The 20,213-nt window shown below is 37.4% G+C and carries 21 protein-coding genes and 6 tRNA genes; 20 read left to right on the top strand and 7 right to left on the bottom strand.

Features of this window, described 5'->3' with window-relative positions; translation table 11 throughout:
* Window positions 1–167: 167 nt before the first annotated feature.
* Window positions 168–533, bottom strand: a complete 366-nt coding sequence (locus tag QCD85_RS03385; protein WP_301261629.1) for a hydrolase/acyltransferase — start codon at window positions 531–533, stop codon at window positions 168–170.
* 131 nt (window positions 534–664) lie between these two features.
* Between QCD85_RS03385 and QCD85_RS03380 the strand changes: the two genes are divergently transcribed.
* From QCD85_RS03380 to QCD85_RS03370, 3 genes are all read left to right on the top strand, one after another.
* Window positions 665–1,150 carry a SprT family protein gene (locus QCD85_RS03380; RefSeq protein WP_273593461.1) on the top strand — a complete coding sequence of 162 codons (486 nt, stop codon included), beginning with the start codon at window positions 665–667 and terminating at the stop codon, window positions 1,148–1,150.
* 39 nt (window positions 1,151–1,189) lie between these two features.
* Window positions 1,190–1,265: transfer RNA gene (locus tag QCD85_RS03375), tRNA-Asn, on the top strand.
* A gap of 3 nt (window positions 1,266–1,268) precedes the next feature.
* A tRNA-Ser gene (locus QCD85_RS03370) sits at window positions 1,269–1,360 on the top strand.
* A gap of 222 nt (window positions 1,361–1,582) precedes the next feature.
* On the opposite strand, the gene QCD85_RS03365 is transcribed toward QCD85_RS03370, so the two are convergent.
* From QCD85_RS03365 to QCD85_RS03355, 3 genes are all read right to left on the bottom strand, one after another.
* Complete coding sequence (locus QCD85_RS03365) at window positions 1,583–3,100, bottom strand: cohesin domain-containing protein (protein WP_301261628.1); 1,518 nt, start codon at window positions 3,098–3,100, stop codon at window positions 1,583–1,585.
* 303 nt (window positions 3,101–3,403) lie between these two features.
* Window positions 3,404–4,279 carry a Cof-type HAD-IIB family hydrolase gene (locus tag QCD85_RS03360; RefSeq protein WP_273615303.1) on the bottom strand — a complete coding sequence of 292 codons (876 nt, stop codon included), beginning with the start codon at window positions 4,277–4,279 and terminating at the stop codon, window positions 3,404–3,406.
* On the bottom strand, window positions 4,276–5,061 hold the full coding sequence (locus tag QCD85_RS03355) for a DeoR/GlpR family DNA-binding transcription regulator (protein WP_274170636.1): 786 nt from the start codon (window positions 5,059–5,061) through the stop codon (window positions 4,276–4,278). The genes QCD85_RS03360 and QCD85_RS03355 overlap by 4 nt, the downstream gene beginning before the upstream one ends.
* Before the next feature lie 159 nt (window positions 5,062–5,220).
* Here QCD85_RS03355 and QCD85_RS03350 point away from each other — a divergent pair.
* The 3 genes from QCD85_RS03350 to QCD85_RS03340 all read left to right on the top strand — a co-directional run bounded on the left by QCD85_RS03350 (window position 5,221) and on the right by QCD85_RS03340 (window position 5,503).
* A tRNA-Glu gene (locus tag QCD85_RS03350) sits at window positions 5,221–5,295 on the top strand.
* Between the two features lie 14 nt (window positions 5,296–5,309).
* Window positions 5,310–5,385 (top strand) — tRNA-Lys (locus QCD85_RS03345).
* 35 nt (window positions 5,386–5,420) lie between these two features.
* Window positions 5,421–5,503 (top strand) — tRNA-Leu (locus QCD85_RS03340).
* Window positions 5,504–5,719: 216 nt separating this feature from the next.
* Here QCD85_RS03340 and QCD85_RS03335 read toward each other — a convergent pair.
* Window positions 5,720–5,926 (bottom strand): helix-turn-helix domain-containing protein, encoded by a 207-nt coding sequence (locus QCD85_RS03335; protein ID WP_273615305.1) that lies wholly within the window; start codon window positions 5,924–5,926, stop codon window positions 5,720–5,722.
* Window positions 5,927–6,141: 215 nt separating this feature from the next.
* Here QCD85_RS03335 and QCD85_RS03330 point away from each other — a divergent pair, with 215 nt between their 5' ends.
* Both QCD85_RS03330 and QCD85_RS03325 read left to right on the top strand, forming a co-directional pair.
* Entirely contained in the window at window positions 6,142–6,504 is a 363-nt protein-coding gene (locus QCD85_RS03330; RefSeq protein WP_204825209.1) for a helix-turn-helix domain-containing protein, read from the top strand.
* A 189-nt stretch (window positions 6,505–6,693) separates the two neighbouring features.
* Window positions 6,694–6,776 (top strand) — tRNA-Leu (locus tag QCD85_RS03325).
* A gap of 129 nt (window positions 6,777–6,905) precedes the next feature.
* Here the strand turns inward: QCD85_RS03325 and QCD85_RS03320 are convergent.
* Entirely contained in the window at window positions 6,906–7,415 is a 510-nt protein-coding gene (locus QCD85_RS03320) for a glutathione peroxidase (protein ID WP_301261627.1), read from the bottom strand.
* A 163-nt stretch (window positions 7,416–7,578) separates the two neighbouring features.
* On the opposite strand from QCD85_RS03320, the gene QCD85_RS03315 reads away from it, so the two are divergent.
* From QCD85_RS03315 to QCD85_RS03305, 3 genes are all read left to right on the top strand, one after another.
* On the top strand, window positions 7,579–7,992 hold the full coding sequence (locus QCD85_RS03315) for an organic hydroperoxide resistance protein (RefSeq protein ID WP_301261626.1): 414 nt from the start codon (window positions 7,579–7,581) through the stop codon (window positions 7,990–7,992).
* A gap of 343 nt (window positions 7,993–8,335) precedes the next feature.
* Window positions 8,336–8,611 carry a hypothetical protein gene (locus QCD85_RS03310; RefSeq protein WP_273615307.1) on the top strand — a complete coding sequence of 92 codons (276 nt, stop codon included), beginning with the start codon at window positions 8,336–8,338 and terminating at the stop codon, window positions 8,609–8,611.
* 98 nt (window positions 8,612–8,709) lie between these two features.
* The gene (locus QCD85_RS03305; protein WP_273615308.1) at window positions 8,710–9,207 is read left to right on the top strand and encodes a thiol-disulfide oxidoreductase DCC family protein; all 498 of its coding nucleotides are present in this window, start codon (window positions 8,710–8,712) and stop codon (window positions 9,205–9,207) included.
* Window positions 9,208–9,309: 102 nt separating this feature from the next.
* Here QCD85_RS03305 and QCD85_RS03300 read toward each other — a convergent pair whose 3' ends face one another.
* Complete coding sequence (locus QCD85_RS03300; RefSeq protein WP_301261625.1) at window positions 9,310–10,557, bottom strand: outer membrane protein assembly factor BamB family protein; 1,248 nt, start codon at window positions 10,555–10,557, stop codon at window positions 9,310–9,312.
* Between the two features lie 419 nt (window positions 10,558–10,976).
* Between QCD85_RS03300 and QCD85_RS03295 the strand changes: the two genes are divergently transcribed.
* The 9 genes from QCD85_RS03295 to QCD85_RS03255 are packed head-to-tail and all read left to right on the top strand — an operon-like array spanning window position 10,977 to window position 20,106.
* The gene (locus tag QCD85_RS03295) at window positions 10,977–12,116 is read left to right on the top strand and encodes a hypothetical protein (protein ID WP_274170634.1); all 1,140 of its coding nucleotides are present in this window, start codon (window positions 10,977–10,979) and stop codon (window positions 12,114–12,116) included.
* Complete coding sequence (locus QCD85_RS03290) at window positions 12,113–13,381, top strand: CpaF family protein (protein WP_273615311.1); 1,269 nt, start codon at window positions 12,113–12,115, stop codon at window positions 13,379–13,381. The genes QCD85_RS03295 and QCD85_RS03290 overlap by 4 nt, the downstream gene beginning before the upstream one ends.
* Window positions 13,382–13,430: 49 nt before the next feature.
* Window positions 13,431–14,303 carry a type II secretion system F family protein gene (locus QCD85_RS03285; protein ID WP_301261624.1) on the top strand — a complete coding sequence of 291 codons (873 nt, stop codon included), beginning with the start codon at window positions 13,431–13,433 and terminating at the stop codon, window positions 14,301–14,303.
* Window positions 14,304–14,346: 43 nt separating this feature from the next.
* Window positions 14,347–15,225: a type II secretion system F family protein gene (locus QCD85_RS03280; RefSeq protein ID WP_301261623.1), complete on the top strand. Its 879-nt coding sequence runs from the start codon at window positions 14,347–14,349 to the stop codon at window positions 15,223–15,225.
* A gap of 12 nt (window positions 15,226–15,237) precedes the next feature.
* Window positions 15,238–15,432 (top strand): Flp1 family type IVb pilin, encoded by a 195-nt coding sequence (locus QCD85_RS03275; RefSeq protein WP_301261622.1) that lies wholly within the window; start codon window positions 15,238–15,240, stop codon window positions 15,430–15,432.
* A 4-nt stretch (window positions 15,433–15,436) separates the two neighbouring features.
* Window positions 15,437–16,108, top strand: coding sequence for a TadE/TadG family type IV pilus assembly protein (locus QCD85_RS03270; RefSeq protein WP_273615315.1), 672 nt, complete (start codon window positions 15,437–15,439; stop codon window positions 16,106–16,108).
* Between the two features lie 19 nt (window positions 16,109–16,127).
* A complete protein-coding gene (locus QCD85_RS03265) occupies window positions 16,128–18,410 on the top strand; it encodes a TadE/TadG family type IV pilus assembly protein (RefSeq protein WP_301261621.1) in 2,283 nt (760 codons plus the stop codon).
* Window positions 18,379–19,545: a TadE/TadG family type IV pilus assembly protein gene (locus QCD85_RS03260; RefSeq protein ID WP_301261620.1), complete on the top strand. Its 1,167-nt coding sequence runs from the start codon at window positions 18,379–18,381 to the stop codon at window positions 19,543–19,545. The genes QCD85_RS03265 and QCD85_RS03260 overlap by 32 nt, the downstream gene beginning before the upstream one ends.
* Window positions 19,546–19,593: 48 nt before the next feature.
* Window positions 19,594–20,106 carry an A24 family peptidase gene (locus QCD85_RS03255; protein WP_273615318.1) on the top strand — a complete coding sequence of 171 codons (513 nt, stop codon included), beginning with the start codon at window positions 19,594–19,596 and terminating at the stop codon, window positions 20,104–20,106.
* The last annotated feature ends 107 nt before the right edge of the window (window positions 20,107–20,213 follow it).

Below are 20,213 nucleotides of genomic sequence, written 5' to 3'. Positions count from 1 at the left end.
ACTCCAAACGTAATCTAAAAAGCGTACACTCTTCGAATAGTCGTTCGAGAGATGTACGCTTTTTGCTGTAGCCAGATATAAGGTAGGGATGAATATTCATTTGCTGGATATCGGATGTTTGAGAAATAGAATTTTACGATAGAAAAATAACTAAGTGAAAAGAAGTATTACATTTGAGTCTCTTCGTATTCTTCATACCATTGTTCCAACTGCGCTTGCAAAGCTCTAATTTCGGTCAATAAGGAGATCAAAGGATAATGATTTTCTTTGAGCACTGCAAAAGAACGTTCTAATTTATTAATATAATCCAGTCCGCCTGTAATCGAAGCATGCTCATCTAACAGTTCTAAATCATTGCATTCTGCAATAGCACGAGGCAGAGAAGGAATGTCTGCGGCTGTTAATTTACTGATTTCTTTATGTAATCTAAGGTTAAGGGCGCTTAATTGATAAGCATAATCAGCAGGCATTTCTATATAAAAAAGCTGTGAATTTTGTTGCAATAGCACATAACGCATGTTTGTAGCAGTCATCATTAGATTCTCCTTTAGATATCGAATAGGTTATATAATTTATACTTGAAGTGTAGCTTACAATAAAGTTAAAATTCAAGAGAAGAGATTAAAATACAGGAAAACAGATACAAAGGAGAGCCATATTGTCCATGACTAACGAAGAATTACAAACGTGGGTGGAACAACTGTCGCTGGAGCATTTCGAATGGCCTTTTCGTCATCGTGCTGTATTCAATGCTAGATTACGTACGACAGGTGGACGTTACTTTTTGCGAAGTCATCATATAGAGATCAATCCGCATCAACTAGAAGCATTTGGTATAGAAGAAGTAGAACGGATTATCAAACACGAATTGTGTCATTATCATTTACATATTCATGGAATGGGTTATCGGCACCGTGATGCGGAATTCAAATACTGGCTCAAACGTGTAGGAGGAAGCCGATATTGTCAGGCTCCACCTGCGATAGAACAACAAAAACGCAAAGAATTGTACCGTTACAAACTATTATGTACTGCATGTCAGACTCAATATTTACGCAAACGAAAAATGAATCCAGACAAATATCGTTGTGGCAAATGCAGCGGTAAATTAACTTTGGAACAGCTTGACTTGCCTCAGGAATCATGGTAAATTATTTCTTGTACTACCTATATTATTCTTTGTAGATATTCCCTGATAGCTCAGTTGGTAGAGCACTCGACTGTTAATCGAGTTGTCACAGGTTCGAGTCCTGTTCGGGGAGCCATATGGAGAGATACCCAAGTGGCTATAAGGGGACCCTCTGCTAAGGGGTTAGACTGCGTTAGCGGTGCGAGGGTTCGAATCCCTCTCTCTCCGCCATATAAGAATGAGTAGAATAAGTAAGATCATAGGTACATACAACAAAAGGATCAGCAATTGCTGGTCCTTTTTTATATTTAAAAATAGACCATAATATTTGTAGAAGTAGAAGTAGAAGTAGAAGTAGAAGTAGAAGTAGAAGTAGAAGTAGAAGTAGAAAAAATAGGCATGAGATTCTTTCTATGATAGAAAGTGTCTCATGCCTATTCATCTAAAATCGAATTATTTGTTAGGTGTGTAATCAGGGTTAGTCAACATTTGACCAACAATATATACTAGATCATCGTCACCAACTTGATCATCTTCAGTCTGATCAGCATCATGCAATGTTTTATCCGTGTCTGCTGCATTTTGACCGAAGTAGAATGCATCAATAGATAGATCTAGAAGCGTATAAGAACCAGATCTATTCACGTCCAAAAAAGCTGGCTTTTCAATTAAAATTGTATCTTCTAAAGCGTTAGCAGGAGCGATATCATATTCGTTATCCGTATCTGCGATACGACCAGATAGTGAATCAACTTTACCTGTTCCGACAGCAATAGCTTTAAATTTCAATTTCAAAAATACAGTATCTGCGGAAATACCATAGTTTTTACCTTGGCTAGCTACGATAAAGCGAAGCGTTCCTTTTTTATCGTTTGTTTCATTATATACTTTATAACCCGGAACTTCAGTAGCGCCCAAGTATTCCATTAATGTAGCATCATAGTTCACAACAAAATCTTCTGCATAAATATTTGTTGCTTTTTTCAAAGACAAATCAGCGATAAAACCTTCGCCAACTTTGACTTTTTCTTTGTCGATCGTAACATCAAGTGTTGCTTGCTCATTCGGTTTCACCGCTGCGATCGGTGTAGCCGTTACTTCATTAGACACAGCACCTTCAGTAGTACCGTTTACGCCTGTGACTACATAGAAGTAAGGGGTGCCATTAACAGCAGTTGTATCCGTGTAATATGTGTTACCTGTTACATTAGTCGCTACATTCGTATAAGGGCCACCTGTAGTTGTAGCACGTTTTACATTATAGCTAGTTGCATTATTTGCTTCTGACCAAGTGAGATCAACTTTAGCATCGCCAGCAGTAGCTTTCAAAGTAGATGCACCAACAACGATAGCATTACTTTGATCATAAGCTAAGTAACCAGCTGGAATTATATTTGCATATTTGAAAGGAGTTGCACCAAAATTAGCTATTAATCTACGATTTCCAGAGCTAGTTGCTGTCATTACTTCTGCATAAATAGGAGTGCTTATTTCAGTTGGCAAATAACTAAGAGTTTTTTGAGATTCGCCATTTTTATACCAGGTGATAGTATTGTTGTCCATATCTAATGCCACAGAAATGACGTCTCCTTGTTTATAAGCTACTCCATAAGGAGTATTAGTATAGGGTGTACTTCCATAGTTTTTTAAAATATTACCATTAGCTCCATAATAGTTGAAAGTTTGTTTTCTATCATTGGTAGATATACCTATCATAGAGTAAGTAAAATTAGTGGTCCAATCTTCCCAATTTACTGTAGTTTCCCAATACCACTTTCCAGAAGTTTTCCCTACTGTGGCAATTTCAGTATCCCCTGCATTTCCTGATAAAAGCGTAGTTAAAGAACCATTTTTCCATGTTACTGGTGGTGTAGCTGCTTGTGTTGCTGTTGGCAAAGCTGTAAGTACGGATACGGCTACAAACAAAACTGATAAAAATAAACTTAATTGACTAAAAATTCTCTTTTTCATAACTTCCCCCTTAATTGTTTTTATTACCAAAAAAAATCATATAGGAACAAAGAACCTATTGTCAAAACACTTATTACTAAATATGGGATTATGTAATTTTAATGTTTTATTTTATTATTGCTAATATGTATAAAGAAGGTCAAATATAAGCTGATATATCTAGTATTGTCGAATATTTAGTGAAACTTTTGTCTTAGTATTTATTTTAAATAAACAAAAAAAGCGAACCTGAATATCTTCAGAGTTCACTTTCGCTTGAATTATAGTAACTAATTGCAACAATACAATTGAAAATAGAAATGCTTAAACAGAAGGGATCGTCATACCCATTGCTTTATAAATCGCATGAGCTACGCCATCTTCTTCATTGTTTTTGGTAACTTCATCAGCATAGGATTGGACTTCTAGATCGGCGTTGCCCATCGCTACACCTTTGCCTGCGATTTGAAGCATTGATACATCATTGTAGTTATCACCGATAGCCATTGTATCTTCAATCGCAATATTGAAATGTTCAGCAAGACGTTGCAGAGCAAATCCTTTAGAAGCTTGTTTATGTTCCATTTCAAAATTATGACTACCTGAGATCACCATCGTCATATCATCGCGATTAGAGAATTTGTCTCGTCCTATTTGTAACTTCTCTGAATCTAAAGACAATGCCATAACGTTATACAAATCCGCTTGATCTGGAATTTCAGTAAAGGAAGAGATTCGTAAAAATCCTGCATTTTCATGGTGGAACTGCATCGCTTCTAGCATCTTGAGCAAGCTTGGATCAGGATCGGTACTCAGCAGGCGATCTACTTCCATCGCTAATAATTGATGACTATTGTTTACTGTATAAATGCCGCGGTCGCTATGCACCTGATAATAGTATTCATTGCTTTCTAACCATTGCAATACTTCATTAGCTGCTTGACGATCCAATGGCAAAGCAAATAGTTGTTTTTTTTGTTCATCATGAATAACAGAACCGTTTGAAGAAATAACAGGAGTTTGAAGACCAGATGCTTGCAGGATTTCACGTACGTTACCATGTTCGCGCCCTGTAGCAATAGTAACTAAAATCCCTTCTTGTTGCGCAGTACGAATCGCTTGAATATTTGTTTCACTTACATGAGTATGGGCGCTTAATAACGTTCCATCCAAATCGATAGCAATTAATTTAACAGTCATAGACTTATCTCCTTTAAAATAGGTTGATTGGCAATATGCACTTCAATTTCATATTTTTTTAATAACTCCGCCATTTCTGGTGTAGGAGCACGATCTGTAATAATAAGATCAATTTCAGACAAATCTGCAAACTTATAAAAAAGTTCTCTGCCGAATTTGGATTGATCTGCTAAAACAATAACGATATCTGCTTGTTGCATCATTTTATGCTTAATCATGCCTTCTTCATCAGATACCGAAGTAAGCCCTTTAGCCGAAATGCCACCAATACCAATAAAAGCACGCTGAACAAAATAATGCGAAAGTCGTTCAATCGCTGCTGAACCATACACATAACGATGCTGAGTATGTAGTTGTCCGCCTAAGAGATGAATCGTAATATCTTCTTTTTCAGATAAAATATCTGCTTGATTGATAGAATTAGTAATAATTGTACAACCGGTAGCATCTAGAAATTCAGCACAAGCTTGTACAGTTGTCGAAGAATCAAGAATAACCCGATCACGATCACTAATCAGTGAAGCAGCGACTTTACCGATACTTTTCTTTTCAGAAGAAACCGTATTTAGTCGATCTTGGTAACTGGGGATAATCATTTCGGAAGAAGGAAGCAGTGCACCGCCACGTGTACGAATAATCGAATTTTGCTCTTCCATACGTACAAGATCACGCCGAGCGGTATCTCTGGATACATCGAACAATCGGCAAATATCTTCAATATTAATCCGTTGATGATTCTTCAGATAATCCAAAATATGAAGCATTCGTTCCTCTTGATACATAAGAATACTCCTTTTGATTAAGTATATATAAGTAATTATAAGTAATATTAAGTCGTTTAACAAGTACATTTCTGTAAATGATAAGTAAAATAATTTCACTATGAAATGCTTGCTATCTATATCGATTCTTGTTATACTCATGTCTGTTGTTAAAAGCATGGCCCGTTGGTCAAGTGGTTAAGACACCTCCCTTTCACGGAGGTAACAGGGGTTCGAGTCCCCTACGGGTCACCATTTATCTACATTGAGAGCCATTAGCTCAGTCGGTAGAGCACCTGACTTTTAATCAGGGTGTCGAAGGTTCGAGCCCTTCATGGCTCACCATTTTTGTAAACAATAGTCCTCAGTTATATTATTGAGCGGTCGTGGTGGAATGGCAGACACGCTACCTTGAGGGGGTAGTGGGTGTATACCCGTGGAGGTTCGAGTCCTCTCGACCGCATATAAAGTAAAAAAAGTCCTAGCTGTTATAGCATGGACTTTTTTTCTAATGTTATAAATATAGGATAGAATAGAGTGCTTATTTTTGGTAGAATATAACGAGTGATTCATTTCTATTCGTCATATTCGCAGTAGAGCTTTGAATACATAAATATGATGCGAATCAATCTTGATCTGCTGTATAGTGCAAGAGCTATAGGTGACCTATGTACGCATATCAGTGGTTACAGTAATCATGAATATCAAGCAGGTCAGCGACTTGTTTACGATATCTGGTTGCTTTGCGTGTCCCGTTAATAAGATTGGATAAGCGGGAAGGAGGAATCCCGTAACGCGTGCAAAATGTCTTCTGATCCATCTGTAATTCTGCTAGACGTTGCTTGATTGCCCAACCGAAGGGGGTAACGGGCTGCTTACGATTCAATAGAAATCACCCCTTAATTTAACATAAAATGATGTATGCTTAGGTTGTAAATAAAGAGCTTCAAATTCATTATTGAACAACCTATGATATAATTATTTAGGGAAAGTAGTAAAAAAATGTCGCTAAAGTAAGTATATACTTTTTTAAGTTGTTAATCAATAAAAATAACTTAATTGAGTATCTAAAGATAATAACGTCGGGAGTGGAGGTACAATATGCAATCTATCTATGATCGAATCGAAATATTGATTAAGAATAAAGGGATTACTAAAAAATCATTTTGTGAACAATTAAAAATCAGTACAGGTAATTTTGGTGATTGGAAAAGAGGCAAATCGACACCCGGTACACATAAGCTTATAGAAATTGCCGCTTACTTTAACACAAGTCTGGATTGGTTGCTTACAGGGCAAGAACGTCTTCCTGAATTAATTAAAGAGCAGACTGATCCTTATTTTTTTGAACTAATGGGGCAATTGAATTGCCAAGATGAAATACTGTCAGAACAGGAAAAAGGTTTTATCAAAGAATATATTGAATTCACAGTGTATCGCAAAAATAAAAAGCAAGATCAATAATATAAGGTATTCCAAAGTCCGTCGTTCATTGACGGGCTTTTTATATGAAGTAATTTGTACTATAGTTAACAAAGCGTAGTAGACAGTGTTCATTTTATTGCTTATTAAGTATGGGAAGTATAAGAAGGTTTACAAGTGACGTTCAGGATAGTATAATATGGAGGTTCGCTATAAGAACGTGATATGTACGCGGTCGTGGTGGAATGGCAGACACGCTACCTTGAGGGGGTAGTGGGTGTATACCCGTGGAGGTTCGAGTCCTCTCGACCGCATTATAAGCTTTATCGAATACAAAGTTACATATTCCTCAACACAAAAAGCCTTTTAAACAGTAAGAGATATTTATATGTCTCTAGGTTTAAAAGGCTTTTTTGTATGAAATTTTAGGATGTTATAAAAAATTATGATAGTGTAGATGAAGAATCCGTATCATTTTTTAACAATTCAAGGATATCTGCTTGTATTTTGTCTGGAGTCGTTTGAGGTGAATATCGTTTGACAGGTTTACCATTACGATCAATTAAGAATTTGGTAAAATTCCATTTAATCGCTTTGGAGCCTAGTATCCCGGGAGCTTCTTTGCTTAAATATTGAAAAAGTGGATGTGCAGAAGAACCTTTGACTTCTAGCTTTTCAAACATAGGAAAAGTAACTCCATAATTCAACTGACAAAATTCGGAAATTTCTTCGTTAGAACCAGGATCTTGTTGACCAAATTGATTACTTGGAAATCCTAAAATTTCGAAATCATGATCTTTAAACTCATCATATAAGTCTTGAAGACCGGCAAATTGAGGAGTGAATCCGCACTTACTCGCTGTATTGACGATTAACATAGGTTTGCCTTTGTAATTCTCTAACGGTACTTTTTCTCCACGAATATTATCAACAGCGTAATCATAGACACTCATACTAATACTCCACCACCTTTTTTGTTTGGTAACCTATTATAACATGATACAATTTAATTTCAAAAAATAGAGTTCATTGTGTGTCTTACGTTTCATTTTGCTAGAAATGCTTTACAAATATAGTGTTGGTCTAAAATAGCCTATTACAAGGAGCTGAAAAGAAATGGCAGTATATACAGCAAAAGTAACAGTCCACGGTGGACGTCAAGGTAAAGTGGAATCAACTACAGGTGGACTCGATGTAGACTTGGTTATGCCTAAAGAATTAGGTGGCGGCGGAGGTACAGGTACGAATCCGGAAGAATTATTTGCAGCAGGATACGGTGCTTGTTATCAAAGTGCACTAGCAAACGTAGCACGCCAAGCTAAAGTGGATGTAAAAGATACTACAATTGTAAATAACGTTATGCTTGATAAAGATATAGATGGTGGATTCAAATTATCCGTACGTATGGATATTAATATTCCTGGACTATCAAAAGAAGAAGCGACAGACATTGCTAAAAAAGCACATGAATTCTGTCCTTACTCCAAAGCAATTCGCGGAAATATTGATGTACAATTGAATATCGTCTAATTTCGATTGTATTTGTTTTAAATAAGCACAATAGATGAAAGAACCTGAATATTTTCAGGTTCTTTTTTTACTGTATCTATACAATTTAGGTTGAAAATGATCATTATCTTAGAATCAAAAGATTAAAAATGATAGAGAAGGGTAAGTGTAGATAACAGAGTATTTTTAAAATAAATTTGTACAAGTAAAATGATCAAATCTATTGCTATGATTGCCTTTTTGACGATATTGTTGCTCCCCCGCAATCAAAATGAGTTGACAGGCAAAGCAAAATTCTTTAAGATGACATAGGTGAATTTCTATTGTTTTAGACCGAAATTTAAAGGATAATGGGTGATCATTAATGGCATATAGACCGAATATTACGGAATTACAAAAAGCTGGTATCAATGAAAAAGATGGTTTGTACGAATTTGTTTTGACACTTGCTGATGGAACACAATGCCGTGTGTTTTACAATCGTTTCCCAGAGTGGAAAATGACAAACATCAATCGTTTGTTAACAACACCTTGCCCAGTATGCCGTAAAGATTTTATTTGTAAATGTATGGATGCATTTGCAGGCGAAATCAATCAACAGATTCAAGATCGTCAATTGATTGATAAAGCACTTTCTTAATATGTAAATAGTTTTCATTAAATTGAAGACGCGGGGGTTTTGTACCCTTGCGTCTTTTTTCTATATTCTGTTATGAATTTATAAGGAGGAATACTATAATGGTAACTGCTAATGTACCTGCAACCAGTCAAGCACCAGTATCCAAACCAGGTGATCCAACAGATAAAACATCAACAGAAGTACAACAATTAATTCATGGGGATCATTCTATTGTGCTAGTAGATGGAGTGTGTCACTTTTGTCAGGGCTTAACCAAAATCATTATTGCTCGTGATCCTAAAGGAACATTCCATTTTGCTTCGATTCAATCAGAGATAGGACAAGAATTGCTCAAACGCGGTGGAATCCGCACCGATACGATGGATACTTTTGTATTGATCGAAAATGGTAAGTATTATACTCGTTCTACAGGAGCACTGCGTATTGCTCGCAAATTACGTTTTCCGTGGCCGATGATGTTTGCATTAATGCTTGTGCCCAAACCATTCCGTGATGCCGTCTATAATTATGTAGCTCAAAACCGTTACCGTTGGTTTGGCAAATCAGATCAATGCATGTTACCTAGTCCAGAGATTCGTGGACGATTTATAGATTAATCTATATGTATACTAAAAAGATATATATTAAAAAGCACCTTTGTCCTTATGGGATAGAGGTGCTTTTTGAATACTATTTTAAAGATCAAAAGCTAGAGAATATTATTTTAATATCATTTTGGCAAGCATATCTTCATCTACTGAATAAATAGTATGGTTCACATAATCATTCGGTGCACTTAACGCATTATTTTTGAATACATGCACAGTTGAAAGATTTGTTGGATATAAAATATACGTACGATCATCCAAATTAACAGCTAGATTGCCATCATTTGTTTTTTGTACCCATGTATAATCAGCAGAAGGTTCACCTTCCAATTCACGAGAAGCGATCACTTTGCTAGAAGACGTGTTATATAATTTCATCATTTGCTTATCATAAACCACGTATCCAGTGCCAGTAGATTGAGTGAGTGAACCACCTGGAATATTGCGTCCCCACATCAATTTACCTTTGGCATTGAATGCAAACATTTTATTTTTGGTACGATCGATATTCGTCCGAATTAAGACGGTGCTGTCTTTTAGAACAAACATCGAGTCACTGCCATCTCCATAAATATTGATATTCGCAGGGAACTGATAAGAATATAGTTTGGTTAATGCTAAACCGTATACATCGATCTTCGGATTAGGAACAGCTTCCCAACCATTTTGATTTTTGAGCAAGTTACTAGCAGTCACAATAATACGATCGCCTTCTGCTTTGAGCACAGTACCTTGAATATTTTTTGTATTCAGTAATGTCCCCATAGAATCGTAACGACTGATTGTTGATTTGACAACACCTTTTGTATTTACAGTTCCTTGAGAAGAGACTAATAAAGAACTATCTTTGAGCATTGTAATACTGCTTGCTTCTGTTAATGTTTTGACCCAATTGAGTTTACCTGTTGAATTGATCGAGTGAAGTTTGTACGTTCCATCAGAATATGCGGCATACACATACACTGTTCCATAACTTGAATAGATCATATCTGTATTTAATGTGTAAGGCCCCGCAGATTCATGTAGAGTGTATTGCCATTTCAGTTTCCCCGTTTTGATATCGAAAGCCTTGACTGTATCTAGATACCAGTTATTTTTCGTCTGACCGGTTGTATTAGGGATATCTTGCTGCGTATGTACATACACCAGATTTTTAGATGGAAGCGCGTGTACATCGGTTGCACGAGTCGCGATAGCATTATCCATCTTATCGGTGAACAGGGACGTTGAAGTCCACGAAGGATTCGTTAATGGCATAACGGTATCCGCTGCATACATAAATGAAGGTGAAGCCATACAGATTGCTCCTGTCAAAAGCAAAGCTGCCCATGGCTTAGTGTTAATAGGGCGTTGAAACATAAATTTTCCACCTCTCCTGATTGGCATAGACTGAGTTGATTACTCTGTATCCATTTAACCTTATCTTAATTAAATGCAACAGATGTAACTATAATGTAATATCTCTATATTAAAAACTTGTACTATACAAATGGTAAATATCTATTATACCTATAAAATAGTTATTTAGACTACTGTATAGGTATATATACTTTACTAAATCATAAAGATACTAACTAAAAGTGAGACTATATATTCATATTATTCAATATTTTTTTGAATTTTTTAGTAAAATAGTATTGCAGACCTATAAGATGTATGATATTCTATCGTTAATTGGATAACACATGCAACGGAAGCACCGTTTAAGCATCGCACAATGTATATTGTGTGGTATTTAAACGGTGCTTTTTTTATTGCATTTTTGAGGGGGAACGTCTATGGCTCCAGTACAAATTGTTCTGGGCGTTGAAGATAGCCAGTATATTGAATTGTTACTGCGCTATGTAAGAGACAGTGAATATGGATCTAAAGTAAGAATCAGAGCATTTTCGAATATAGCTACATTTCGCACCTATATGAATAGTGGGGAACATTCAGGGTTGGTAGCGGCAGAAGATTCTTTTCTTAAAAGCTGGTTAGATAGTGAAAATATTCAGAAACATCGGTGGGTCTGTCTAAATGAATACGGAGAAAAAACTCTTGAAGGTCCTTCAATTGCGAAATATCAACCTTTACAAAGTTTGCTAGAACAATTATGTGCAATGACCAAGCCTGCAAGCACAGATGTAATACGGCGTGATAATCGTACTGTTGTGACGATGGTACATTCTGCTGTTCCAGGTAGTGGCAAATCGATCACTGCAATTAATATGGTCAAGCAACTTAGTATGAGCGGGCATCATGTATTTTATCTGAATCTAGAATCAGCAAGTAGCACATGGTTACTTCATTGGGATCAGCAACGAGAACAAGGTAATGGACTATCACGCTTATTGTATGATCTCCAAGCATTCGCTGAAAAAAAAGAAATGCCTACTCATCTTCCTTCTTCATACGCAGTGTATGCCGAAGAAATGAAAGCTGATACCTTTGAACCGCCTGAGAATTTAAATGAATTATTGCGAATGACAAAAGAAGAAACGCAAATGTTAATTCGTTATCTTGTAAATAGCGGTGAATACGATCATATCGTTATTGATGGAGAATCTAGCTGGCATGACCGGATACAGGTGGCATTACAAGAAAGTGATCGAGTGTTATGGCTATTAACGGATGATCTACCTTGTATGAACAAAACAGCGATCTGGATGTCTTATTGGGAAAATCATTATGCAAGCTTGTATCAGGAATTGCGAGCCAAAACGTCGTTTATTATGAACAAATTTAACGGCAGTATTGTGAATGTATTGCCGGTAGAAGATATGCAATTAGAAGGTACACTGGCATATGTTCCTTCTTGGAAGCAAGTGACGAATAGCGAATTGTTATGGTGCTCTCCTATTTTTCAACGAGATATTCTGAAATTATGCCAGTCCGGTACATATGATCTTCGCAGTACTAATGGGGTGGAAATGTGAACGAAGACTTATTTATAACATTACGGGATGAAGTACGATCTGGATTAGATGTAACATTTACTATCGATGATGATGAACTGATGCAACGTATCGAGCAGAAAGTATTAGATCAACAACGTTATCCTAACTTAACAGCTGGTGAGAAAAGACGGTTAGTACGGCAAGTATTTGACTCATTTCGTGGATTAGATATTTTACAACCGCTTGTAGATGATAAAAGTGTGACCGAGATTATGATCAATAGCCATACCGATATTTTTATTGAACGTAATGGACAAGTGATGCGTAATGCTACAGTCTTTGAATCTAGAGATCGATTAGAAGATATCATTCAGACGATTGTATCGGGTGTTAACCGGGTGGTCAATGAATCTTCTCCGATTGTTGATGCAAGACTCAAAGATGGATCACGTGTCAATATTGTACTTCCACCTGTTGCGCTTAAAGGTCCTACGATGACGATTCGTAAATTTCCAGAGCAACCGATGACGATGAGTGATCTGGTTCGTATGGGCGCAATTGCTCCTGTTGCGTCTAACTTGCTACAGACGCTTGTACAAAGTAAGTTTAATATCTTTATCAGTGGTGGTACGGGTTCTGGAAAAACTACTTTTCTTAACGCTCTTTCTCAATACATTCCTGAGGATGAACGTGTAATCACAATTGAAGATTCGGCGGAATTACAGATCAAAACGATTCCTAATCTGGTCTCTATGGAGACACGTAATTCCAATACTGAAGGAAAAGGTGAAATTTCAATACGTGATCTGATTCGTTCTTCTCTACGTATGCGTCCCAATCGGATTGTAGTCGGTGAGGTTAGGGGCTCAGAAGCGCTGGATATGCTACAAGCGATGAATACAGGCCATGATGGTTCATTATCTACAGGTCATGCTAACAGCGCTGTAGACATGATCAGTCGTCTAGAAACGATGGTGCTTAGCGGAGCAGATCTACCGATGCAAGTCGTACGTAAGCAGATTAGTTCAGCGATTGATATTTTTGTTCATTTGGCTCGCTTGCGTGATCGTTCACGTCGTATTGTAGAAATTTCCGAAGTACGAGGAATGGTAGATGGTGAAGTAGTTTTGAATCCTTTGTTCGTATTTCAAGAGTCTGGCGAAAAAGAAGGTCGAATTATCGGCGATCTTGTACCTACAGGCAATCTATTGATTCATACAGATAAATTACGAGCAGCTGGAATCGAAGAATGGCGTAAATTAGCTTCGATGTATACACCTACTGCGGAACATAGCAGAGTGTAACGTATTCACTCAGCATTTACGTAAAGACATATGAAGAAAGGAGAACAATATGTTCAAAGCTAATCAAGCAGGAAAAAGGCAACCAGCTACACCTGTAGCACAAGTCAATCCTGTTGTACCTAATCCATCTTCGTCGCCACTTCCACCACTTGCACGTTCTGAACAGCCGCGCGCAGAGTTAGCTGATTATACGGTGTATCATTTATCTGCTTTACAGCGAATAAGCTGTATTGTATTGTGCGCAGTTTTGTTTATGATGATCGGCTATTTATTTTACCATCAATGGATTATTGCTAGTGTATTGGCGATAGGAGCATGGTTTATGCCGAAGTTACTTCGCAAACATTTACTAGAACGCAAACGTGCTGCTTTGAGCTCCCATTTCAAACAAGCGTTATATTCATTGTCATCTTCACTAGCTGTAGGACGTTCAGTGGAAAATGGATTTCGCGAGGCAGCGCAGGACTTACGGATGTTATATCCAGATGGTGATAACGATATGATTCGAGAACTGAATATTATTACTACACGCTTGGAGTATGGGCAACCCATAGAAGAAGCATTACAAGATTTTAGCGATCGAGCGATGAATGAAGATATTACGAATTTTGCAGATGTATTTGTGACGTGTAAGCGTACTGGTGGTGATCTGGTAGAAGTAGTACGTAAAACGTCTGCAACCATCGGTGAAAAGTTAGATATTCAGCAAGAGATATCTGTTATGATTTCGCAGAAAAAATTTGAATCCAATGCGCTTGTAGCGACTCCCTTTTTCTTTCTGATCTTTTTAAATGTAACAGCAGCCGATTTTATGAAGCCATTGTATGGTAATCCGATTGGTATTGTGATTTCTACGATTTGTTTGGCGGCATTGGGGTTCTGTTACTGGTTAATTCGGAAGTTTATGAATATCAAAGTGTAAACCAGTGTCACAATAAGCTGGAAGGGAGGTGAACAAACTGCTTTTGATATGGTTGGAAGGGTTGTTGGCGACAGCATTAGTGATCGGATGGGTCGTACTGAATCAAAGTGCCAGTACGTTACATAAAGAGCTTGCCAAGCTACCATTAGAAGTGATTAAGCTAAGACCACTTTTACCAGCTATGTTGGTATTGCTCGAAAAAATTCGCTTTGTATCACGATTTTCAGGGGTATTTTACCGAATTCAAAGCTCGATTCAAAAAGGTTTTGGGGTACATCGTAGCGGTGAAATGACCTTGCTTTATATTGCAGAGATGGCGGGATATATCTGGTTATTACTAACAGGTGGACTTGTGATGGCGGCGATCTCGGGCGGTAGTATGACATGGTTAGTTATGGGAGTAGGGCTAGCGGTAATGCTTCCTGTTGGATTATTCCGCGATCTGCAAAAAAAAGTTCATGAACGTGAACAAGATATTTTACTGGAATTGCCTGAATTTTTGAATAAAATTGTACTTCTTGTAGGTGCAGGCGAAACAGTCCAAAAAGCGATTGTACGTTGTGTACAACGTAAACAAGGTGAAGACGCAGATCATCCATTGTACAAAGAATTATATCGTATGGTACGTGAAATGGAGAATGGCTACTCTTTTCAGCAAGGATTAGAGTCATTCAGTAAACGATGTGGAGTTCAGGAAGTTTCGGTGTTTACAACAACAGTACTGCTTAATTTCCGTCGGGGTGGTGGAGAGTTTGGATTAGCATTACGCGATCTTTCACGTACGTTGTGGGATAAGCGTAAAGCTGTAAGTCGTGTACGAGGAGAACAAGCTTCTTCTAAAATGGTATTTCCTATGGTTTTGATTTTTGTAGTAGTTATGGTTCTTGTCGGTACGCCAGCATTTATGATGATGAATATGTAGGAGGAAAATATAATGACAAATTTAATTAAAGGTTCATGGGGTGCAGTTCAAAACTTTTGGAGTAATGAAGAAGGTATTGGGACATTAGAAATGGTACTTATCGTAGCAGTTATTTTGATTATTGCTTTAGCATTCAAAAAGCAAATCACAGATATTGTTAATGGATTACTTGAAACTGTTAAAACTAAAAGTGAAGGATTTAAATAAAAAAGTGAACATCCAACGTTTTTGGAAAAATACTAAAGGGAGCTTCACACTTGAAGCTTCCATCGTTTTTCCTATTATCCTGTTCACAACGTTGTTGATTCTGTTTATGTGTATGTACCAATATCAAAATACAATGCTCAAACAAGCAGCATCCAAAACTTCAGAGCGTGCTGCGTATACATGGGATAACAGTCATAAAGATATCAATACAGGTGCTTTTCCGCAAGGTCAAGATGATGGTCTGTACTGGCGCATTACAGATGATAGTATGATCAGTGCACTCTTTGGATGGGCAGGAGCTACCAATACAGCAAATGTTGCTATTCCAGGTGGAGGTAGTGGATCATTGCCAGCAACTAAATTATCAGCGGCTGCTTCATGGATACCGGGCAAAATGACTGGGAATACAACGTATAACAACCATTTGATGATGCGAAATGTAAATACAACTTTAAGTGAACCTATTTCATTAGGGGCATTAGAACGTGAATTGGGTCAACCACTACGAAGTGAAGTTAGCGCAAGTTCAGTTGTTGTGGAACCAGTAGAATTTATTCGTACGATTGAATTAATGCGTTATTACGGAGCCAAATTTACGGGGAAATATGGTACGGCTATGAACATGGGACGTGCTGGAACCGTACTGCAATGGTTTTCTACAGCAGCAGGTAGTTGAAGCAGGAGTGTGAATCATTTTGAGAAAAGCACGTAAATCACAAGTAAGACTAAAAATCACATATTGGAAAAAGTTATTACTACGCAAGTTAGCAGATACACAAGGCGCTGTCTCTATTTTTATGATTGTTGTACTTGCAGGTGTTTTTTTATTTACAGCAGTTTTTATCGATTACTCGCGTATAGCAGCGATGGAAGTACAATCCGAGCGATTAGCACATGCGGCTGTTCGTTCAGCAATGTCTGCGTTTGATACCGATCTCCAACAACAATATGGATTATTTGCTGCGGGAGAATCTGATCCTACACAACTGTTAGATACGGCGTTAAATGAGAATTTTAATTATACCGAGAATACAGATAGTTTTAAATTAATTCCAATGAAAGCAGCTAACACTTCGATTCAATTAAGTCGACCTTTAGGAAGTTATGATGTTTTTAATCACCAGATTCAAGAAGAAATGAAATATAAAGCGCCTATAGATTTCACCATAGAAATTGTAGATAAATTTAAAGGCATGTCCGGTGTACTAAAAGAAGCAAGTCAAACGGTTAATGTCCTAGAAGATGTACGCGAGCCTTATGATAAGCGTGAACAAGAAATAGATAAATTAATAGCTTTACAGAAAAAAACGGCAGGTGAAGTTCAAGAATTAACAACTAAAATTATGAATCCTGTCAAAAATTCTATCGCTAACAAAAATGTAGGAGCGATTACGTCAGTCGCCGATATTGCAGCTCAGTTCAATAATTATACAGCTTTGATAGCAGAAGATAAAAAGCGTAAGAAAAAAGATAAAAGTCCGATCAATACAGCCAAAATTTCTGCTTACAAAAGTAAATCTAAAACATTTCTATCTAATTTGTCACGAGATTACAAAGATCTAATTAATACTCACGAAAATACGTACAAAGAAGCCAACGAAATTATGGTTAAAATCAAACAATATAATCAAGAAATTGCTCGCATTATTGAAGAAGCCAAAACACGTACACAAAATGAAGCATATGAACGAGTACGAAATACAAATATACCGGGTGGATCGAATGCCGGAGATGCAGAATCAGAAGCTAAATTAGCAGAACTTCGCAAAAATCTAGAACAACTTGTTTTATCGGATGATCTACTGGGCAAAATGGAAAGTTCGATCAAAACACAAAAAGATGATTACACGACAGCTACGTATGCTATTAGCAACTTAATTACAGAAGCTACAGCTCAACTTACCAAAACAACTGGCGATGCTAACTCGTTAAAAAGCAGTACCATTCGTACCGCTAAGCTTTTACAAAAATATATTGATAATTATACAGGCAAAGCGCCTAACGGAATCATGGGTGTGATCGAGCATGATCTCAAAGCAGCAAGATCAGGAACAGAAACAAAAGCAGCTTCAGAAGCGAAAGCAAAAGAAGAATTGAAAAAAGCTAAAAAAATGTTGGCTCAAATCGTAGGGGCAGCTGCTGCTGCAAGGTTATTAGCTAAAGAATTCGATGAAGTAGATGGATATTACAAAGAAAGTATCGCTTTTAACGGTGCAGATGGAGGAGCTACCTCTGACTCTACTATGGATAATGATCCTTATAAAGAAAGCAAAAACGCTATGGGTGCGATGGATGTTGTATTTGGTGGTTTATCCGATGCTCTTCTAGCAGGTAGAAATGAATTTTTCCAAAATGAATATGCGATTCAGTATTTTAATACGTTCGATATTATTCAGCTTCAAGGGTTATTAGATACGTTATCAGAAGGCTCAATTACAGATGCGCTTGAAGAGGCTGGAGTACGTAATCAGCAGATTGAATACATTATTTACGGTATTAACGATCCTTCTGCTAATATTGCTGCGGCATATAGCGAAATTTTTGGAATGAGACTTGCGATTCGTACTGCTGAAGGACTTGTTAAAAATGCAAATCTAGGGCATCCACTAGCTGTTCTTGCAGCAGGAGTTGCCTATGGAGTAGAGATGGCGATCAAAGACATGATCGAACTGCTCAATACAGGTAAAACGAAGTTATCGGCGTATTTCCCGATAGAATTTGAATATCGAGATTATATGCGTTTGTTTTTGTTGCAACCTAGTAATGAGAAAAAAATGTCTCGTATGTTGGCGTTAATTCGCTTTTTAACAGATATCAATCCAGCAGAACGAAATACGTATGCGTCTGCTCATATACGAACAGCGATGCCTATTTGGTTTTTACCAGGTGTAATCAAAATGGTGAACTCAACCAGCGTGAATAGTTCTATAGAACAGGGTGTGTATTATGCAGATAAACAAGCAGATTACTCCTATTAAAAGCAAAAATAGGATTCAGCAAATCGGTGTGTTTAACACTGCATCCCGATTTGTTGCTACCTACTCTTCCAAAAGTACAAATGATCGATCTGATCATACCTATCATTCCCAATCTTCACCTTCTAATAATGTATATGAACTCAAAAATCCTCCTCCAAATCGTCGTGCAAAATGTACTTTTTTTAAAAATGGAGAACGAGGCAGTATCGTATTAGAAGCCGCTATGGTATTACCGATTTTTTTGTTTATTTCTATTTTTCTAGTCTATTTAGTGCAAATGACGTTGGTATATACAGCGATGCAAAATGTAACTTCTGATACAGCCAGATATGTCGCTACTCATATGTATCCTGTTCAATTAGCCGCAGACAATTTGGTTGCCAAAAAAATTCTGCCAGCTGAATCCATGCGATTACCCAAATTAACATTTACAGAACTGGCATCCAAATATCAAGATTCTGTCCCTGCTCCGCTAAATACATGGATGATGGAAGCGGCAAGTAGTGGAGATATCAAGTTACAAGAAATGAAAAATCAGTTATCTGCACCTGCACTCGATACAATGATCAAACCATTGATGCAGAAGCTATCAGCAGAAAATAAATTGGATTATGAACGTATTCATGTCACTCAAGTCACCGTACCTGATCTTACAGCCAAAACGCATCCGTATTTTGGAATTGAGATCCGTTACGAATTACCGTTCAAAATTCCTTTGATCTTCAAACCGATTGTATTGCAAGCAAGAGCAACCGAACGATTGTGGATTGGAGATACTGGAGAATTTGGTGAAGATGCAGCCGCAGAAGCCACTAAAGATACAGGCGTATCTGTAGTGTCGGTTCCTTCACCTGCTCATCCAGAATCAAATATTTCAATTGTAGCCAAAGCACCACCCGGTACAACGGTTCATCTTAATATTCAATATAAAAGTGGAAACAGTACTGCACAGGGATTGGGTCAGGCGACAGTAGATGCAGAAGGCAATGTGAATTGGACATGGAAAATCCCTTCTAATGCAACACCGGGATGGGCGAACTACACAATCACTACAGCAGATGGAAAAGAAGTTAGAGGTGTATTCCAAGTGGCAGAGTACGATGGTCGACCTGTTATTGGTAGTGCAGCTTCATAATCAAACTATAATATTTATTTGGATATTAAAAGGGGATACAGAATAGCAATGGAAACGATATTTATCGGCGGTGGAGTTTTTATATTATGGGCATTTTGGACAGATATCAAAGAGCGCAAAATTCCTAATATACTGAATATTTTATTTATAGTCAGTGGATTACTATATCATGCGGTAATGTCTGGTTGGGATGGTCTAGCTTTTGCTGGTAAAGGGTTTCTATTGGGATTCGGTATCATGCTTATTCTTCATTGGATGAAGGCTGTAGGCGCAGGTGATGTGAAATTGTTTGGTGGGATCGGTGTATGGTTTGGGATGGGAATGACTGCACAGGTAATGATATATTCTATTATTTTCGCAGGCATCATTGGTCTCTTTATTATGCTGTGGAGACGTGAAACGATTGTACGTATGCGTAGAGTATTCTGGAAGCTTGCAGGTTCTGTGTTATGGAAACAATCGATTCGCTCAACAGAAGCTGAACACCAACAATTTTTAACATTCCCTTTTATGACCGCCGTATTACCAGGAGTCGCTTTTTGTTATTTTTTTATCACATAAAACTAAATCTGCTTACACAGCATAAGTGAACAATCATTTACATGCTGTCATTTGAGTATGTCGTATACACATTAATATTAGGCAAAGAAAGTAAGGGGGCATGTATG

This window comes from Paenibacillus sp. PsM32 (assembly GCF_030433815.1).
Lineage (GTDB): Bacteria > Bacillota > Bacilli > Paenibacillales > Paenibacillaceae > Saccharibacillus > Saccharibacillus kyungheensis.
Note: the sequence above shows the minus strand (reverse complement) of the source record. Positions and strands in the feature narration are given on the sequence as shown.

Bases quoted from the DNA above. Each gene is read 5' to 3' on its own strand.
- QCD85_RS03385 (WP_301261629.1), bottom strand. From the start codon at position 533: ATGACTGCTACAAACATGCGTTATGTGCTATTGCAACAAAATTCACAG.
- QCD85_RS03380 (WP_273593461.1), top strand. From the start codon at position 665: ATGACTAACGAAGAATTACAAACGTGGGTGGAACAACTGTCGCTGGAG.
- QCD85_RS03365 (WP_301261628.1), bottom strand. From the start codon at position 3,100: ATGAAAAAGAGAATTTTTAGTCAATTAAGTTTATTTTTATCAGTTTTG.
- QCD85_RS03360 (WP_273615303.1), bottom strand. From the start codon at position 4,279: ATGACTGTTAAATTAATTGCTATCGATTTGGATGGAACGTTATTAAGC.
- QCD85_RS03355 (WP_274170636.1), bottom strand. From the start codon at position 5,061: ATGTATCAAGAGGAACGAATGCTTCATATTTTGGATTATCTGAAGAAT.
- QCD85_RS03330 (WP_204825209.1), top strand. From the start codon at position 6,142: ATGCAATCTATCTATGATCGAATCGAAATATTGATTAAGAATAAAGGG.
- QCD85_RS03320 (WP_301261627.1), bottom strand. From the start codon at position 7,415: ATGAGTGTCTATGATTACGCTGTTGATAATATTCGTGGAGAAAAAGTA.
- QCD85_RS03315 (WP_301261626.1), top strand. From the start codon at position 7,579: ATGGCAGTATATACAGCAAAAGTAACAGTCCACGGTGGACGTCAAGGT.
- QCD85_RS03310 (WP_273615307.1), top strand. From the start codon at position 8,336: ATGGCATATAGACCGAATATTACGGAATTACAAAAAGCTGGTATCAAT.
- QCD85_RS03305 (WP_273615308.1), top strand. From the start codon at position 8,710: ATGGTAACTGCTAATGTACCTGCAACCAGTCAAGCACCAGTATCCAAA.
- QCD85_RS03300 (WP_301261625.1), bottom strand. From the start codon at position 10,557: ATGTTTCAACGCCCTATTAACACTAAGCCATGGGCAGCTTTGCTTTTG.
- QCD85_RS03295 (WP_274170634.1), top strand. From the start codon at position 10,977: ATGGCTCCAGTACAAATTGTTCTGGGCGTTGAAGATAGCCAGTATATT.
- QCD85_RS03285 (WP_301261624.1), top strand. From the start codon at position 13,431: ATGTTCAAAGCTAATCAAGCAGGAAAAAGGCAACCAGCTACACCTGTA.
- QCD85_RS03275 (WP_301261622.1), top strand. From the start codon at position 15,238: ATGACAAATTTAATTAAAGGTTCATGGGGTGCAGTTCAAAACTTTTGG.
- QCD85_RS03260 (WP_301261620.1), top strand. From the start codon at position 18,379: ATGCAGATAAACAAGCAGATTACTCCTATTAAAAGCAAAAATAGGATT.
- QCD85_RS03255 (WP_273615318.1), top strand. From the start codon at position 19,594: ATGGAAACGATATTTATCGGCGGTGGAGTTTTTATATTATGGGCATTT.